The organism is Gallibacterium sp. ZY190522 (genome assembly GCF_054166015.1).
Genome location: NZ_CM135118.1, coordinates 1,759,134 through 1,776,193, shown reverse-complemented (window position 1 = coordinate 1,776,193; position 17,060 = coordinate 1,759,134). Strand labels below are relative to the sequence as shown.

The 17,060-nt window shown below is 38.3% G+C and carries 21 protein-coding genes; 6 read left to right on the top strand and 15 right to left on the bottom strand.

The features are described 5' to 3' along the window. Positions 1-463: 463 nt before the first annotated feature. From asd to rplS, 6 genes are all read left to right on the top strand, one after another. The gene (gene asd / locus ACXPAV_RS08685) at positions 464-1,576 is read left to right on the top strand and encodes an aspartate-semialdehyde dehydrogenase (RefSeq protein ID WP_039087924.1); all 1,113 of its coding nucleotides are present in this window, start codon (positions 464-466) and stop codon (positions 1,574-1,576) included. Positions 1,577-1,653: 77 nt separating this feature from the next. Further along, on the top strand, positions 1,654-2,244 hold the full coding sequence (locus tag ACXPAV_RS08680; protein WP_458003271.1) for a uracil-DNA glycosylase family protein: 591 nt from the start codon (positions 1,654-1,656) through the stop codon (positions 2,242-2,244). A gap of 395 nt (positions 2,245-2,639) precedes the next feature. Then, positions 2,640-2,888 (top strand): 30S ribosomal protein S16, encoded by a 249-nt coding sequence (gene rpsP / locus ACXPAV_RS08675; protein ID WP_039087912.1) that lies wholly within the window; start codon positions 2,640-2,642, stop codon positions 2,886-2,888. A 21-nt stretch (positions 2,889-2,909) separates the two neighbouring features. Continuing rightward, positions 2,910-3,434: a ribosome maturation factor RimM gene (rimM, locus tag ACXPAV_RS08670; RefSeq protein ID WP_458003270.1), complete on the top strand. Its 525-nt coding sequence runs from the start codon at positions 2,910-2,912 to the stop codon at positions 3,432-3,434. 43 nt (positions 3,435-3,477) lie between these two features. After that, positions 3,478-4,227 carry a tRNA (guanosine(37)-N1)-methyltransferase TrmD gene (trmD, locus tag ACXPAV_RS08665; RefSeq protein ID WP_018345952.1) on the top strand — a complete coding sequence of 250 codons (750 nt, stop codon included), beginning with the start codon at positions 3,478-3,480 and terminating at the stop codon, positions 4,225-4,227. A 32-nt stretch (positions 4,228-4,259) separates the two neighbouring features. Further along, positions 4,260-4,607, top strand: coding sequence for a 50S ribosomal protein L19 (rplS, locus tag ACXPAV_RS08660; RefSeq protein ID WP_013746341.1), 348 nt, complete (start codon positions 4,260-4,262; stop codon positions 4,605-4,607). 82 nt (positions 4,608-4,689) lie between these two features. Here rplS and dtd read toward each other — a convergent pair whose 3' ends face one another. From dtd to ACXPAV_RS08585, 15 genes are all read right to left on the bottom strand, one after another. After that, positions 4,690-5,124: a D-aminoacyl-tRNA deacylase gene (gene dtd, locus ACXPAV_RS08655; protein ID WP_039091097.1), complete on the bottom strand. Its 435-nt coding sequence runs from the start codon at positions 5,122-5,124 to the stop codon at positions 4,690-4,692. Next, the gene (locus tag ACXPAV_RS08650) at positions 5,099-6,028 is read right to left on the bottom strand and encodes a virulence factor BrkB family protein (RefSeq protein ID WP_458003269.1); all 930 of its coding nucleotides are present in this window, start codon (positions 6,026-6,028) and stop codon (positions 5,099-5,101) included. The genes dtd and ACXPAV_RS08650 overlap by 26 nt, the downstream gene beginning before the upstream one ends. 61 nt (positions 6,029-6,089) lie before the next feature. Next, positions 6,090-6,863, bottom strand: coding sequence for a glucitol operon DNA-binding transcriptional repressor SrlR (gene srlR, locus ACXPAV_RS08645; RefSeq protein WP_021460893.1), 774 nt, complete (start codon positions 6,861-6,863; stop codon positions 6,090-6,092). A 22-nt stretch (positions 6,864-6,885) separates the two neighbouring features. Next, entirely contained in the window at positions 6,886-7,248 is a 363-nt protein-coding gene (gene gutM, locus ACXPAV_RS08640) for a transcriptional regulator GutM (RefSeq protein WP_013746337.1), read from the bottom strand. Positions 7,249-7,294: 46 nt separating this feature from the next. Next, entirely contained in the window at positions 7,295-7,957 is a 663-nt protein-coding gene (gene fsa / locus ACXPAV_RS08635) for a fructose-6-phosphate aldolase (protein WP_013746336.1), read from the bottom strand. A gap of 48 nt (positions 7,958-8,005) precedes the next feature. Beyond that, positions 8,006-8,788: a sorbitol-6-phosphate dehydrogenase gene (gene srlD, locus ACXPAV_RS08630; protein ID WP_021460895.1), complete on the bottom strand. Its 783-nt coding sequence runs from the start codon at positions 8,786-8,788 to the stop codon at positions 8,006-8,008. Between the two features lie 12 nt (positions 8,789-8,800). Continuing rightward, complete coding sequence (gene srlB / locus ACXPAV_RS08625) at positions 8,801-9,166, bottom strand: PTS glucitol/sorbitol transporter subunit IIA (protein ID WP_021460896.1); 366 nt, start codon at positions 9,164-9,166, stop codon at positions 8,801-8,803. 61 nt (positions 9,167-9,227) lie between these two features. Then, positions 9,228-10,217: a PTS glucitol/sorbitol transporter subunit IIB gene (gene srlE, locus ACXPAV_RS08620; protein WP_021460897.1), complete on the bottom strand. Its 990-nt coding sequence runs from the start codon at positions 10,215-10,217 to the stop codon at positions 9,228-9,230. Positions 10,218-10,234: 17 nt separating this feature from the next. Next, complete coding sequence (srlA, locus tag ACXPAV_RS08615) at positions 10,235-10,783, bottom strand: PTS glucitol/sorbitol transporter subunit IIC (protein ID WP_031204632.1); 549 nt, start codon at positions 10,781-10,783, stop codon at positions 10,235-10,237. A gap of 237 nt (positions 10,784-11,020) precedes the next feature. Continuing rightward, positions 11,021-11,818, bottom strand: a complete 798-nt coding sequence (locus ACXPAV_RS08610; RefSeq protein ID WP_021460899.1) for a class I SAM-dependent methyltransferase — start codon at positions 11,816-11,818, stop codon at positions 11,021-11,023. 208 nt (positions 11,819-12,026) lie between these two features. Continuing rightward, the gene (locus ACXPAV_RS08605; RefSeq protein ID WP_458003268.1) at positions 12,027-13,163 is read right to left on the bottom strand and encodes an RNA-guided endonuclease InsQ/TnpB family protein; all 1,137 of its coding nucleotides are present in this window, start codon (positions 13,161-13,163) and stop codon (positions 12,027-12,029) included. 223 nt (positions 13,164-13,386) lie between these two features. Beyond that, positions 13,387-14,199 (bottom strand): transporter substrate-binding domain-containing protein, encoded by an 813-nt coding sequence (locus ACXPAV_RS08600; protein WP_285090741.1) that lies wholly within the window; start codon positions 14,197-14,199, stop codon positions 13,387-13,389. A gap of 110 nt (positions 14,200-14,309) precedes the next feature. After that, the gene (gene prmA, locus ACXPAV_RS08595; protein ID WP_458003267.1) at positions 14,310-15,191 is read right to left on the bottom strand and encodes a 50S ribosomal protein L11 methyltransferase; all 882 of its coding nucleotides are present in this window, start codon (positions 15,189-15,191) and stop codon (positions 14,310-14,312) included. After that, positions 15,172-16,623 carry a sodium/pantothenate symporter gene (gene panF / locus ACXPAV_RS08590; protein WP_458003266.1) on the bottom strand — a complete coding sequence of 484 codons (1,452 nt, stop codon included), beginning with the start codon at positions 16,621-16,623 and terminating at the stop codon, positions 15,172-15,174. Before panF ends, prmA begins: the two co-directional genes overlap by 20 nt. Continuing rightward, a complete protein-coding gene (locus ACXPAV_RS08585) occupies positions 16,620-16,877 on the bottom strand; it encodes a YhdT family protein (RefSeq protein ID WP_021460903.1) in 258 nt (85 codons plus the stop codon). The genes panF and ACXPAV_RS08585 overlap by 4 nt, the downstream gene beginning before the upstream one ends. Between the last annotated feature and the right edge of the window lie 183 nt (positions 16,878-17,060).

Below are 17,060 nucleotides of genomic sequence, written 5' to 3'. Positions count from 1 at the left end.
CTTATTGAAAAGACTCACATTTTAGCCATTCGACAAAATGAATTTATCCTGTTTTTTACCAAATACACCTAAAATTACATTTTAAAAAAATCAGATTTTTTACATAATCATTGTACTACCAATAAGATAAATTATAACATTGAAAATAATATTATTAGCTATAACTAGCGTTGACGAGTTTAATACTATTTGATTGATTTGTCATTTAAAATCTTGATTTTTCACTCCATTTTTACAAAAGATTTTCTTTTTTGTTATTACTTTTTGTTTCTTTTTAATATAAGAAAGTGCTTTTTTAAAAAATTTTTATATTTTTTATATTTTCTATTGATTTAATTCATATTATGCGGTAATTAATTAATGCTTATTTAAAAACACAGCATTTATCAACAAAATCAACAGATTGTAGGGCTAAGTGTTGCGCTATAGTTGGAACATTTGAAATTAACTAATGAGGTACAATATGAAAAAAGTCGGTTTTATTGGTTGGCGTGGTATGGTCGGTTCTGTATTAATGGAGCGTATGCAACAAGAGCAGGATTTTATTAATATCACACCTACTTTTTTTACCACATCTCAAGCAGGGCAACCTGCACCTGATTATGCCGGAAAAGCTGCTGGCGTTTTATTAGATGCTTATGATCTTGAGGCATTAAAGCAACAAGAGATTATTGTAACTTGCCAAGGTGGTGATTACACCAATGAAGTTTATAAAAAACTGCGTGCTACTGGTTGGGATGGATATTGGGTTGATGCCGCTTCCGCATTGCGTATGGAGAAAGAGGCGATTATTGTGCTTGACCCTGTTAATCAACACGTGATTGATCAAGGTTTAAAAAATGGCATTAAAACCTATGTCGGCGGCAACTGTACCGTTAGTTTGATGTTAATGGCATTAGGCGGTCTATTTGAACGTGATTTGGTTGAATGGGTTTCGGTGGCAACTTATCAAGCTGCTTCCGGTGCCGGTGCGAAAAATATGCGTGAATTATTATTGCAAATGGGCGAACTTCACGATGTGGTTGCGCCTGAATTGGCAAATCCATCTTCCTCTATTTTAGATATTGAACGTGCAGTTACCGCCAAAATGCGAGCTGAAGATTTCCCAACAGAAAATTTTGGTGCAGCGCTTGGTGGTAGTTTAATTCCATGGATCGATAAATTGTTAGAAAGTGGTCAAACTAAAGAAGAGTGGAAAGGTTATGCCGAAACCAACAAGATTTTAGGTTTATCTGACAATCCGGTGCCAATTGATGGGCTTTGTGTGCGGATTGGGGCATTACGTTGCCACAGCCAAGCATTCACTATCAAAATGAAAAAAGATTTGCCGTTAGCAGAAATCGAGCAGATTTTAGCTTCTCATAATGAATGGGTGAAAGTGATTCCGAATGACAAAGAAACCACATTGCGTGAATTAACGCCGGCAAAAGTAACTGGAACATTGAGCGTGCCAGTTGGGCGTTTACGTAAACTTAATATGGGGCCGGAATACTTAGCTGCATTTACTGTTGGTGACCAATTATTATGGGGTGCGGCAGAGCCTATCCGCCGTATTTTGAAACAGTTAGTTGCTTAATTGTCAATTTCTTAACTACTCGCGCTAATTTTATTAGTGCGAGTTTTTCTTTTATATAGTGTCTTAAGCTCTTATTTATGATAGAGAAAAATATTGAAATACATCCATTACAACCTTTCTTACCTACCAATGCCACAATGTTAATGTTAGGCAGTTTTCCGCCGCCAAAAGCACGTTGGAAAATGAATTTTTATTATCCTAATTTTCAAAATGATATGTGGCGTATTTATGGTACGGTCTTTTTTAATAATAAAGAGTATTTCCTAAACAGCGATAAAACTGCTTTTAATCAAGAAAAAATTGAACAGTTTTTACGTGCAAAAGGCATTGCCGTTTTTGATAGCGGTTATAAAATTTTTCGTCAGCAGGGGAATGCCTCTGATAAATTTTTGCAGATTATTGAGCCGATCAACCTCACTGAAGTGTTAGCACAAATTCCTCAATGTAAAGTGATTATGACTGCTGGTGAAAAAGCGACTGAAACATTGCTTTCTTTGCTTGATGAAGAAAGAGTAATGTTAAAAAATGGTGAGAATACTTCAATCACAATTGCACAGCGACAATATCAGCTTTATCGTCTTCCTTCATCATCACGAGCTTACCCATTAGCATTAGCAAAGAAAGCAGAAATTTATCGACAATTTTTTGCGGATATTGGCATGCTATAAGCATTCGTTATTAGTGGATAGTAGGTAGATAGCGAACAATAAAATTTTGCCGATCATTTAACGAGGCGAATACAGATTTGAAAATTCCCTCGCTAAGGAAGGAATGAACTAAGATCATTTTCCGACTTGATGACCGATAACACCACCAACAGCGGCACCGCCGACTGTTATTTGATGTTATCCATTTTTGATTATCGCTAAGTTATCTATCATATCTTAGGGAAATCTCTAAAATAAAACCGGTCAATTATTGATTTTTCTGTGGGAAAAGGTAAAATTCTACGGCTTTTTGTATCGGATGCTTGGTTTTAACAGCATTGTTAGCAATAAGCAATTAACGCCCCTACTTCGAACGGGGTTTTCTTTTTTTACTATCAATATTTTAGAGGAAGGTTATGGTAACCATTCGTTTATCTCGTGGCGGAGCTAAAAAACGCCCATTCTATCAAATTGTCGTTGCAGACAGCCGTTACCCTCGTGATGGCCGTTTCATCGAACGTATCGGCTTCTTTAATCCAATCGCTTCTGGTAAAGCAGAACGTTTACGTATTGATTTAGATCGCGTAAATGATTGGGTAAGCAAAGGCGCATCTTTGTCAGATCGTGTTAAATCTTTAGTAAAAGAAGCACAACAAGCAGCTTAATGGAAAGCATAGGTGGTTGAAATGGAACAGCAAAAAATCGGTGTCGTAGGTAAACTTGGTTCAACTTATGGTATTCGCGGTTGGTTGCGTGTTTATTCATCTACCGAATATGCAGAAAGTATTTTTGATTATCAACCGTGGTTTTTGAATATTAAAAAACAGTGGCAACCGGTAGAAATTGAAGGTTGGCGTCATCACAGTCAGGATTTGATTGTGAAGATTAAAGGGGTTGATGATCGTGAACAGGCACAGACATTAGCCAATATTGAAATTGGTGTCGATTTGAACCAACTCCCGGAATTAGATGAAGGGGAATTTTACTGGCACGATTTAATCGGCTGCCGTGTGATTAATTTGCAGGGATACGATATGGGTGTCGTCAGCGAATTAATTGAAACCGGTTCAAATGATGTTTTGGTGGTTCAGGCGAACAGCAAAGATGCTTTCGCAAAACAAGAGCGGTTAATTCCGTATATTGATACAGTAGTTAAAAGAGTGGATCTCAGCACCAAAGTGATTGAGGTGGACTGGGACGCTGGTTTCTAACCTCAGGTAATCCTGTTGGCTTAATGAACATTGAGGTATCCGTATGTGGATTGGTGTGATTACATTATTCCCGGAAATGTTTAAAGCTATTACAGAATTTGGGGTAACAAGTAGAGCCATAAAGCACGAGCTTTTGCAATTGCATTGTTGGAATCCTCGCGATTTTACGCACGATAAACATAAGACGGTTGATGATCGTCCTTATGGCGGCGGTCCGGGAATGTTGATGATGGTGCAGCCGTTAAGGGATGCAATCCAAGCGGCAAAAGCGGAAGCAGGCGATGACGCAAAAGTGATTTATCTTTCACCGCAAGGGCGAAAGCTTAATCAGGCTGGAGTAGAGCAGCTCGCTAAAAATCAGAAAATGATTTTGGTTTGTGGGCGTTACGAAGGCATTGATGAGCGCGTTATTGAAACGGAGATTGATGAAGAGTGGTCAATCGGTGATTATGTTTTGACCGGTGGAGAATTGCCGGCAATGACATTGATTGATGCCGTTGCGCGATTTGTTCCGGGCGTGTTGGGAAAACAGGCTTCGGCAGAAGAGGATTCTTTTGTTGACGGTTTGTTGGATTGCCCACATTACACGCGTCCTGAAGTGCTTGATGGATTGGTTGTGCCACCGGTTTTGATGTCCGGTAACCACGAAGAAATTCGTAAATGGCGATTAAAACAGTCATTGCAACGAACGTGGCTACGCCGGCCTGAGCTATTAGAAGGCCTAGCTCTGACTGACGAACAAAGGTTGTTGTTGAAGCAGGCTCAACAAGAGTATCAGCAGCAAAAGAAATAGATTCAGTTACATCTAGGAATAAGGTATTTATTATGAGTAACATTATTAAACAACTTGAACAAGAACAATTAAAGCAAAACGTGCCAAGCTTCCGTCCTGGTGACACATTGGAAGTGAAAGTATGGGTTGTTGAAGGTAGTAAAAGACGTTTGCAGGCGTTCGAAGGTGTGGTTATTGCGATTCGTAACCGTGGCTTGCATTCAGCATTTACTCTACGTAAAGTGTCAAACGGTGTTGGCGTTGAGCGTGTTTTCCAAACTCACTCTCCAATCGTTGATAGCATCACTGTAAAACGTAAAGGTGCGGTTCGTAAAGCTAAACTTTACTACTTACGTGAACGTAGCGGTAAATCTGCACGTATTAAAGAGCGTTTAAACTAATTTTAAAATGCTTTTTCAAAACCCTCGTTTATGCGAGGGTTTTTTATGATTAATAGTCAATCCGTTATCATTAAGGTCAATTTTAAACCTGTAACCAAAATGTGACCGGTCCATCATTGATTAACGATACTTGCATATCAGCGGCAAATTGTCCGGTTTGTACTGGTATATTTTCACGACATTTTTCTACAAAATAGTGATAAAGTGCTTGTGCTGATTCAGGATCGCCAGATCGGCTGAAACTTGGTCGTAACCCTTTTTTAGTGTCGGCAGCTAAGGTAAATTGTGAAACGACTAATAATTCGCCCTGAATTTGTTGTACATTTAAATTCATTTTGCCGTTTTCATCGCTGAAAATGCGATAATTCAATACTTTTTCAGCAAGGCGATCAGCTTTGTTTTGATCATCACCCTGTTCTACACCAAGCAGCACTAGAATACCTTGCTCGATTTCGCCAACAATAGTTTGATTAACTTTAACATTTGCATTTTTAACGCGTTGAATCAGTGCAATCATTGCTGTTTTCCTGTGAATTGTCTAATGTAATTTGTTGATAAATATAAGTTAAATCTTGATCAGAATAACGTTTTTTCATTTTATCCAAATCATCCAATACCGCTGTTAATTGAGCTCCTAGCAGAATAAATGTCCAACTGAGATGTATCCACAAAATCATAATCGGTAGTATGGCTAACGCACCGTAAATTAGCTGGTAAGAGGGAAATGATTTCATATACCAAGTAAAACAGGCTTTGCCAAGTGTGAAAAAAATGGCTGCAATTAAAGCACCGCAGGCGGCGTGTTTTACATTCACTTTCGTGTTCGGCACGATGGCATAAATGCAGGTGAAAGCCAACCAAGAGAGAAGAAACGGCACGAAGCTAAGTAATTTCAACCCGAACGGTAGTCCGGTTTTATAGGTGAAAATTGAGCTGGAAAAGAGATAAGAGCTTACGCCGATACTGGTGGCGATAAAAATTGGCCCTAACGTCAAAATCATCCAGTAGATAGAAAAGGAGTAAAGTGTTGAGCGTTTTTTGCTGTTTGACCAAATATCATTAAGCGTGGTATCAATCGATTTAATCAGCATCAACGCCACCACGATTAAGCCGATGATACTGATACCGCTCATTTTTTTGGTGTTAGCAATAAAAACGGTGATGTATTGTTCGACCGTGTGGCTGACTGAAGGGGCGAAATTGGAAAAGATAAATTGCTGGAAATCCTGCACCACATCGTTGAATACCGGAAAGGCAGCAAAAAAGGCAAAAATTACCATTAATAATGGCACTATTGCCAATGTTGTGCTGTAAGTTAAATAACCTGCCGCTTGCGATAACTTGTTCTGGTTGAATTTATATGAAAAAACTTTAATTAAAATAATGAGATGCTGAATAAGGTGTTGTAAGAATTTCTGCATAATTTTCCTTGATGTTCAGTAATGTCGTTGAAATTTTATTCTGAATAATGGTGTTGTTTACCTAATCAGCAATAATCACGTTGATTCCTTTTTCTATAAGGGCTTGATAATATTTTTGATCTAACATTTTATCCGTGATTACAGTATTAATCTTTTCTAAAGGGCAAACGATATTAGGACTGCGTCTGCCAAATTTAGATGAATCAGCAAGGACAATAATTTGTTTTGCGGCGTTAGTCATTGCTTTGCTTACACCGTGAACTTCATTAAATGTTGTTAAACCTAGTTCTAAATCAAAACCGTCAGTTCCTATAAATAGTTTATCAAAAGAAAATTTTTCAAAGGTAGATTCTGCAAGAATGCCGTGAAAAGAGGCTGATTTGGATCTAAACGTTCCTCCACACATTAATAGTTCATTATCTTTTTCAAGCGCAACTAGGCTATTAATGATGTGAAGACTGTTCGTCATTATGGTGAGATTATTCAATTCGGAGAGATAAGGGATCATTTGTAATACAGTACTTCCTGAATCAATGATTAAGGAATCCCCATTTTTTAACAGCTTCACTGCGGCTTTCGCTATTTTTTTCTTTTGTGATAAATTGATTAGAGTTTTATTGGTAATAGGTAATTCGGTATCAGCTTCTTTTTCATTTTCTACTAAAACAACGCTACCATAAGTACGAAGTACTTTTTTATTTGCCTCTAATACAGTTAAATCTTTACGGATAGTTGTACCTGTCGTAGAAAAATAAGTGGCTAATTGATCTACTGGTGTTTTTCCATGGGATTGTAAATAATCTAGAATTGCTAACTGTCTTTCTTTAGGTTTCATAATAAATCCATACTAATTGGACTTATTGCCATTGAATTGCTTGTTTTAAGGCTTGTTGGCTTTGTTTGTCGCTTGGGAAAATAGCCTCTGGTACAATTTCACTGTGCAATAATCCTTGTAGTTTTGTAATCGTTCTTGGACGTGCAAAAACGGTGAGTCCTTTTAAAATGATAGAATTTACAACACGATGATTCTGATCAAAAGCGATGGCAATGACAACTTTTGGTCTAAATCGGCCGGAGGTTCGGCCAATTCCCACATTCCCTTGCTTACATAATTTCTCAAATTCTTTATTAAATTTAGATACTTGCCACCAACCTAATACAATTTGTAATAGCCAAGCGATGATCGCAATAATAATTAGAGAATTTGTTATATTTTGCATAAATTATCCCACATTTTAAATATTTTTATTGCATAATTCGTAAGAATTAAATAAAAGTTTGATTAAAAGCGTTTTCCCAATCTTGTTCAAACTGATCAATAGCCGCAAATACCGCTGGATCAGTTAAAAAAAGTTGAGCAATATCTGGTGAAATAGTAATTGCTTGACACCCCGCTAACATTGCATCTAAAACTTGTCGAGGCGTTTTAAAACTTGCTGCAAGAATCTTGGCTTGCGGACAATGTAAATTTAGTAATGTCTGTAATTCGTGTACGACTTGAATTCCGTTTCCCCCTTGGTTGTCAATGCGATTAACATAAGGTGCAATGTATTTTGCTCCAGCTAATCCAGCAATGAATCCTTGTCCAGCACCATATACTGCAGTACCCAAAGTGGGAATATTTCGAGCGGATAATTGTTTAATAGCATTAATTCCTTCTAAGGTAACAGGAATTTTTATTACCAAATTTGGGATTTTTTCTTGTAACAATATGGCTTGTTCTACCATTTCTTCGCTAGAACGAGCAAGAACTTGAGTGAATAGTTGTGCTTGATTGCCGAGAATATCTTGTAATTCATTTAATATTTCAAAAATTGGCTTCTTTTCTTTAGCGATAATGCTTGGATTTGTTGTGACACCAGCGATAGGTAAAGAGTGATATAATTTTTTAACCATATTTACATTCGCAGTATCAAGATAAAATTCCATATTAAACCTCCGATGAGATAAACGGACGCAGGTAGCGTCCGTATAAGATTAAAACATTACTTGTCCACCTGTAATGTTGATTGATTGCCCAGTACAATATTCTGCTTTTTCACTGGCGTAGAATAATAGAACATTTAATACATCTTGGTATTCACAGCCTCGTTTTAGTGGAACTTTATCAATATAGACTTGTTCAACCTGATCTTCTGGAATGCCTAATTTTTGCGCATATTGTGGAATAAGAGATTGGAACATTGGTGATTTTAATAAATTACCTAACATCAGTGAGTGAACGGTGATGCCGTGTTCTGCAAGGTCTAAAGCTAAGGATTGTGTTAAACCTACACCACCAAATTTAGCCGCACTATAACCAGAATTATGTTTACTGCCCACTTTACCTGATTTTGAGTTAATTTGGATGATACGTCCTGGAATATGATCGCGAATCATAAGTTTAGAAAACTCTCTTGCACATAAAAAATAACCTACCAGATTAACTTGTAATGAAGTATCAAAATCTTTGATTTGAAATTCTGTAATCGGGGCAGCTTTTGCCATACCTGCGCTATAAACTAATAAATCTGAACGGCCAAAAGCTTGATCAACATTATGAGCTAATGTGATTACACTTTGTTCATTAGTTGCATCTACTTGAAAACCTTGTGCAACATTTTTGCCTAACTTTTGGTTAATTTGGTTTGCAGTTTTAATGGCGTTGTCACCATTTAAGTCAGCAACGGCAACACGATAGCCATTTTCTGCTAATCCAGTACATAAGAATGCGCCTAAAGTTTGACCACCACCAACGACAATTGCTACTTTTTCTGTCATTTTTAATACCTCTTAATTTCTAATAATTTGTAAAATACTATTTATATCAATATGCTGTGGAACTTTCCCTGTTAAATGTATGGTGCCAGGATATTCAGCTTGTATAGCACCATCGAAACGAAATGTTATATGTCCTAATTCTTTTAAATTGAAAGATGCGACATTACCAATGGCTGTTACTTTAAATTCATAGTGATCGAATTTAACTATGTCGCCAACTTGAATATTACCTTGTAATTCACCGTGAGAATGAATAAAACAATAATCTTCAAGATCTGCTGGCGCACCTTCTTTAAAGGTGATTAACATATTTTCTTGTAGGGCATCACGAGCAAATTTGCCTACTTTTTTAAATATGGTTTGATAAATTATTGTCATTTTTTCGTCCTATTGTTTGTTAGTTCCGATACGAATTAAATTCGTATCGGATCACTGTTGTTTAATAAATAAAGGCGGAAACAAACCAAGCGACTAATACAGTTGGTGCTCCGGTTAAAAAGCGGCTTATTAATACTGAAGGTACGCCAACACGAACGGTATCTTGTTTTGCTTCAGCAAGAGAAAGACCTACAGGAATAAAGTCACAGGCAGCTTGAGCATTGATTGCAAATAATGCAGGTAGAGCAAGATGTGGTGGAATATTACCTAAACCAATTTGTACCCCGACTAAAACACCGATAACTTGAGCAATGACAGCACCTGGCCCAAGGAATGGAGAAAGGAAAGGGAATGAGCAAATCAATGCTAAGATAACTAATCCAATTGGACTGCTTGCTAAAGGCGTTAAACCATGAGCAATCCAATCACCCAAACCAGATGCGATAATGATCCCAATTAAGGCAGAAACGAAAGCCATAAACGGTAATATAGTTTTTAGGACGGTATCAATAGTATCTCGCCCCGCTTGGAAGAAAACAGCGACAATAGAGCCCATCCCCATACCAATTTTGGCAAGTAAACCATCACTTTGTTCAGTAATTTTCTTTGAAGAGTCGTACTCTTTGCTAACAGAAGTTGTATGGTTTTGTGTTTTTGTATCTGTAACTGTAACCGGCTGATCATTTTCAATAAGGTGGATATTGTTCTCTTTTACTGCTGAAACATAAATATCTTCAACAATAAACTCAGCTAAAGGACCAGATTTTCCGGTGGCATGAATATTAATCGTTGGGATACGGCGTTTCGGATAAAGGCCACAACGTAGGACACCTCCACAATCAATAATAGCAAGACCAATTTCCTCTGTAGCTGGTTCACCATCTTTAAATCCATCTACAGCTTCCCAGCCGGTTAATTTAATCAGATGATCTACAATTGATGGGCGTGTTCCTGCTGTCATATAGAGTATTTTTTTACCAGGAACAACAGGAACAGTAAGAGGTCCACCCCAGCCGCCATTACCTTTTTCAATATAAATTGCGTTAGTCATATATTTTCTCCTTATGATTATAGGTGGACTTCACGATCGAGTTTGATACCCATACGTTTTTCAAAAAATGCGGTAGTAAAGTCAGTAATCCAACCTCGGAAAAAATTTGTGACCATACCAACAAGTAAATAACTTACAGCAAGTGGAGCAAGAGGAACACCTAGTGTCGTTAGACCATTGGCTATACCTAAATAAACAAAAAGTTCACCAGGATTAATATGTGGAAATAGACCATTCATTGAATGGCAACTATAGGATGCTGCAGCGTAATAACTTGGTTTGTAACGCTCGGGTAAAAACTTACCTAAACTAAGTGTCATTGGATTACAAAAAACGAATGTTCCAATAACAGGTAGAATAAGATAACGAGAAATCGGATTTCCTGCACTACGTTGAGCTAGACGTTCGATTCTTTCTTGACCGATAAATTTGATCAAGGCGTTCATCACAACTAAAAGTGAAATCAATAAAGGAAGAATTCCTGTCACCATTCCGACAAAAGTTTCTCCACCTTTCTGGAATAGACCAATAAACCATTCCGCACTATGAGTAATAAATTCCATAATTACCTCTCAAAATGAAAGTTTTTTCTTTTGTTTCTGATTAAATTAATAATCATTGAGATGAATAATATTTTATTTTGAAAGATTAATCTGTGATAGGGATCTCATTTTTGATAAAAACCTTTAAAAATAAACTTAAAAAGTTTTATTTTAATTGATGTTATTTTTTCTTAATAGAAAGAACGAAAGAGGGGATATCAATGTATCTAAAATAGATTTTTTAGTAAGGTTGTAAATAGTTTAGATTCTCCACCAGATCAACGCCCATTTTGGCTGACCGTGTTTAATTGGGATTTGTTTTATTTTTCTTTCATTGTAAAAGTTTTCTAAGCATTGTTTTTCTTCAGCGTTTAGTGAGCCTAGAGTGAATTCGACTGATTTGAGAAATTCAACATAGTCGCCTTGATAATTGGAAAGATCCGCATTGATAAAACGTAATTCGGCTTGAATGCCACGTTGGTATAAACGATTCAGCCAATAGATATAGGTTGGGAAACCTTGCGGTTGGCGGTTAAGGGCTGCGAAAATGTCTGCATCAAGGAAACTTGGTTGGGTGATAGCGGTTAAATAGACACGTTTACGTGCTTTAGCTGTGATTTTATCAATGGCATCATCAAGGTTTTGCACCATTGTCGAGCGAGAGGCAACCACAATATCCGCCTGCGGAACATTTTGCCAATCTTGTTCCCACGAACAGTGTAGCGGCGTAATATTATCAAGGTTTAGCCGTTGCTGATATTGTGTCAAAACCTCCAACATTCCTTTGCTATAATCCAACGCATAAACCTGTTTACATTGTTGCGCCAGTGGTAGAGCTAATGTTCCCGGTCCACAGCCGATATCCAATACGGTTTCATCAGGTTGCGCATTAATTGCACTTAACAGTGTTTCTGTATAATGACTGCGTTTTTCGATTAAATGTTGTGCCATTTTTTGTGCTTTGTTATCCCATTTCTGCGGTGAGAGTGAATGATTACCGCTTTGTTGTAAATGGCGTTGATAAAGTTCGGCGATGTTAATTGCTAGCAAGGTGGACATTTTATTTCTAACTCTTAGATCTTAGACAATGTTTAATAGTATAGCAGCAGCTTGCATATCGATTATTTGACATCCTCCCCGCCCTAAAGGACGGGGATTCCTACCAGCTCCCACGCCTTGCGTGGGCTACTCTCGGTGGGTTCTTGCTGCTGACCTCTAACGAGGTTCACTTCACAAGCGCTACGGCGATGTCCTCGCCTGCTTTTCATTATGCCTGAACGATTGCTCGCCCACGCGCTAAAACATTCATCGCACCAACCACATCCGCATTTTCTCTGTAACCACATTGTTGGCATTCAAAATGTGCTTGCGTTTGGCGATTTTCTTTTGAGATATGACCACAACAAGGGCAAGTCCGACTGCTGTTTTGCGGTGGAACGTCAACCAAAAATCCGCCTTGCCATTGTGTTTTGTAGTCCAACTGACGGCGAAATTCAAACCACGATTGGTCGAGAATGGCTCGATTTAATCCTGATTTTGCGGCTACATTCTTGCCGTGTTGCTCTGCTGTGCCTTTGGCGGATTTCGACATATTTGCCACTTGCAAATCTTCAATGTAAATCATTGCGTGGTTTTTGCTGATTTGGGTTGAGATTTTATGCAAAAAATCTTTGCGGCAATTAGCGATTTTATGATGCAATTTGGCGATTTTTGCCTTTAATTTCTGCCAATTTTGGCTAAATTTGACCTTGTTTTTAAGCCGTTTTTGCAGTTTTGCCAATTTGCCTTTATAGGTTTTAAACGCATTCAACGGTTCAAAAAACTCACCATTTGAAAGTGTGGCAAATCGTGCCACGCCCATATCAATACCAAGTTCGCCACCTTTGTGTACTGGAATTTGAGATTCAAATTCAGTCTGAATACTGACAAAAAAGCGTCCACATTTCTGGCTGACAGTGACATTTTTGATTTCACCTATGACCTCACGACTGTTACGGTAACGAACCCAGCCGATTTTTGGTAGCCAAATGCGGCTATTTTGTTGCTCCAGCTTGCAACCTTGTGGAAAACGAAAACTCTCTTTTACGCCTTTTTTCTTGAATTTGGGGAAATCTGCACGCTGTTGAAAGAAATTTTTAAACGCCGTTTCAAGGTCTTTTAACGACTGTTGCAGCACTTGTGAATGACATTCTTTTAGCCAAACTAATTCTTTTTTCCATTGTGGAAGCAAGTTGGCGATTTTAGTGTAACTAAACTTAAAGCTGTTATCTTGCTCGTATTGTTCATTTTGCCAAGCCAATGCCCGATTAAACACAAAACGACAACAGCCGCAAAATTGCTTGATTTTGCGGCTTTGTTCGCCATTGGGCATTATCTCGAACTTAAAAGCTTTGCGGAGTAACATACAAAAATAGGAGTGTAAAAATGGTGCTATTTTATATTGTTATTGATTTTTCGCCAACATCGACAACAACAAACGCCAGATTCGCTTGTGCCTTATATCTCCGCCCTGAAGGGCAGAGTTTTACGGCACTGTTTGATAAAAGATTTTTCAATAAAAAATTACCCCTATAGTGTTTTAATCTACAGGGGCAGTCTATTATTTAAGGTGTTTTAATAACAGGTTTTTACTGAATAGTGGAAACATCCTCACCGAAAAATTGTTCTGAAAGCTGTTTCAATTTGCCCTCTTTTTTCAATTTTTCAATGGCGGCATTTACTTTCTCAATCACGGCAGCATTACCTTTGTTAAAGATAAAACCTGAACCGAGTTGGTTTTTATCGCGGAGAATAATTTCAAGATTAGCATTCGGATGTTTGTGTAAGAAATCCAACACCGCTAAACGGTCATTTAAAGTCACATCGGCACGATTCTGTAACACTAATTGTAATGCTTGAGCCAAACCGTCAACTCCGACAATTTCCGCACCGTTTTTGGTGGCTAATTCACCATAGTTGCTGGTAAAAGATTGTGCTGATTTTAAGCCTTTAAGATCCGCCCACTCTTTAATACGTTGGTCGCCTTTGCGAGCTACAGCAACCGCACCGGAATAGCTATATTCAAGGGATTTGTCATATTTTGCACGGCGTTCAGGTGTGGTTAATGCAACCTGATTGGCAACCAAATCAAAACGGTGGTTGTTTAAACCGGAAAGCATTGCATCCCATTGGGTTTCTTTAAACTCGACTTTAACTCCAAGTTCGTTTGCTACTAAGCGAGTTAATTCAACATCATAGCCGGTTAATTTTCCTGATTCATCGTGGTAAGTAAATGGAGGATAAGTGCCTTCAGTGCCGACCACGATGGTGCCTTTATCATTGACTCGTTTGGCTAAATCGGCAGCCGCTTCTTCGTTGCTTAATGCAAATGCGGATTGCGCTAAAGCAAAACCTAAGGTGACTAAAAATGTGGTTTTTAAATATTGTTTAATCGTTTTCATCACAATTTTCCTTTAAATGTTCAAAAAATTTTTGAGCAGTCTAACGTGAGTATCGCAAGAGTTAAAATAGCTGATTGGATTTTTATATAACAAAAAGTTATAAAAATAGGCTATTTTTTACTGCCGGTGATTCGGCACCACTCTTCACGTTCCGCTACCGGATCGAGTTCAAATTGATCGGCATAAGCGGCGGCGACTGCCTCACTTTGTGTGAATAACACGCCGGAAAGCCCAAGTTTCCCTTGAGGGATCACTAAAGATGAGATAATCGGTGCAAGCTCTTTTAATGGTCCGGCTAAAATATTGGCAACCACGACATCCGCTTTAAGATCGTTCGGTGTATCGGCGGAAAGATAGAGTTGTAAACGATCTTCGACACCGTTACGTTTGGCATTTTCACGACTGGCTTGGATCGCTTGTGGATCAATATCAATCCCGATCGCATTTTTTGCACCTAATTTTAGGGCGGCAATAGCGAGAATGCCAGAACCACAACCGAAATCAATAATGGTTTTATCTTGTAAATCAAGGGAATCAAGCCACTCTAAACAGAGGGCTGTTGTTGGATGTGTGCCGGTGCCAAACGCAAGACCCGGATCTAACATCACATTGACGGCAGTTGGATCAGGAATTTCACGCCAACTTGGGCAGATCCATAATCTTTTGCCAAATTTAAGTGGATGGAAATTATCCATCCATTCACGTTCCCAATCTTTATCTTCGATTTGTTCAACTTTGTAAGCCGTTTGTTGTTGAATTTGTCCCTGTTCACGCAAGGCTGCAACAATCTCTTGCATATCAGTTTCTGCATCGAACAATGCCATTACATCGGTATTTCCCCAAAGACGAGTTTCTCCGGGTAATGGTTCAAAAATCGGCGTATCTTTGCTATCCATAAAGGTAACGGATACCGCACCTAACTCTTCTAAACAATCACTAAGTTGTTCTGCCAGTTCATTTGTGCTGTTTAATCTAATTTGTAGCCAAGCCATAATTATCCTTTATCTGTTTTTCACCAAATTTGTTTGCAATTAAAAAAGCGATTAAACCCAGTGCAAGTGAAGGTACGATTGCGTGTAATCCGAATGGTTTAATCGCTGCGGTAGTAAAGCCAATATAAACACCTAAACCGGTGATCATCGAGGCGATTCCACCGTAAGCGTTGGCTTTATCCCAATAAAGTCCGAGAATGATAACCCATAAAAAGGCAGCTTCCAAACCGCCGAACGCAAATAAATTGAGCCAAATAATCATATCAGGTGGATTTAATGCGGCAAGCACTAATAATGCGCTTAACGTCAGCGTCAATACAGTTGAGAAACGGCTGATTTTTTTCTGATCTTTTGCTGCTTCAGGTTTGGCGGAAAGATAAAGATCCTTTACAAAAATAGAGGAAGATTGAATAAGTTGAGCATCAATGGTTGACATAATAGCAGACATTGGTGCGGCGAGGAAAATGCCGGCGATAATCGGTGGCAACACTTTTACCATTAATGCCGGAATGACTTGATCGGGGATAGTTAAATCAGGAATAACCGCTCTTCCCAATGCCCCAGCGAGATGCATTCCGAACATTACAATTGTCAAAACAATTGTGCCGATAATCATTCCTCGATGTAATGCCTTGCTGTCTTTATAAGACATACAACGCACGGCAGTATGTGGTAATCCGATGACGCCAAAGCAGACTAAAACCCAGAATGAAGCCATAAAAGAGAAACTTAACATTTCGTTTGGGCCATAAGGAGAAACGAGTGCCGGATCGATGGTGTTAAGTGTGTTGATGGCATTCTCAACACCGCCGGCGGCATAGATGACACCTAACAAGAGAATAATAGTTCCAAGGATCATCACTGTGCCTTGAATAGTATCGGTTAACACTACAGCACGGAAGCCACCGATAAAGGTATATAAACCGACAGTAATGGCGAAAATTAATAATGCTTGTGTATAAGTTAAGCCGATAGTAGTTTCCAATAAACGTGCACCACCGATAAATTGCACGGTCATTGCTGCAAAAAAAGCCACCAATAGTGCAAAGCAGGAGATCCAAACTAAATATTTATTTTTATAGCGATAAAAGAGAATATCATTGATGGTGAGTGCATTGGTTTCACGAGATAATATAGCGAATTTTTTACCGAGCGTGCCTAAAGCTAACCAGACAACCGGCACTTGGATCATTGCTAATAATACCCAGCCTAAACCGAATTTATAAGCTGCTCCCGGACCGCCGACAAAAGAACTGGCACTGGCATAAGTTGCAGCAGTGGTCATTGCCAATACGAAACCTGTCATAGAACGATTTCCGACATAGTATTCCGTTAAAAAATCACCTTGATGCCGTTTGCTATAAGCATACAATGCTGCGCCGAAAATAAAGGCTAAATAAATGACAAGGGGGAAAATAACACCTAAATTCATTGCAACTCCTTATCATCGCTGTTTTCAAGAGAAATTTCCTGAAAGAAAATTTTGATCACCCAGTGGCAGACCACAATAAAGAGAATCGGTAAATAGATACAAGCTAATTCAAACCATAACGGAAAACCTAAAGGACCACTGCTGTTTTCAGGCAAATAAGCACAGATACACCAACCGATAACATAAAGAATGGCTAACAGCAGCGTTATTTTTGCTTCTTTTGTTGCTTGACGATAACGTTGTATTTTCGACATTGTTTACTCCTGTAATTATGAAATGTCTTTTATCAGAATTTCCTTAGTGGTTGAAAGTCCTGTCTGTTTGCAGCTGTAAAAATGTATTTAATTCGGAAAAGACGTAACTATAAATTCATAGCATAATGTTTTTATGTGTTGTTTTATAATTTGGAACATCTTTATGGTATTTCGCTTAAATAC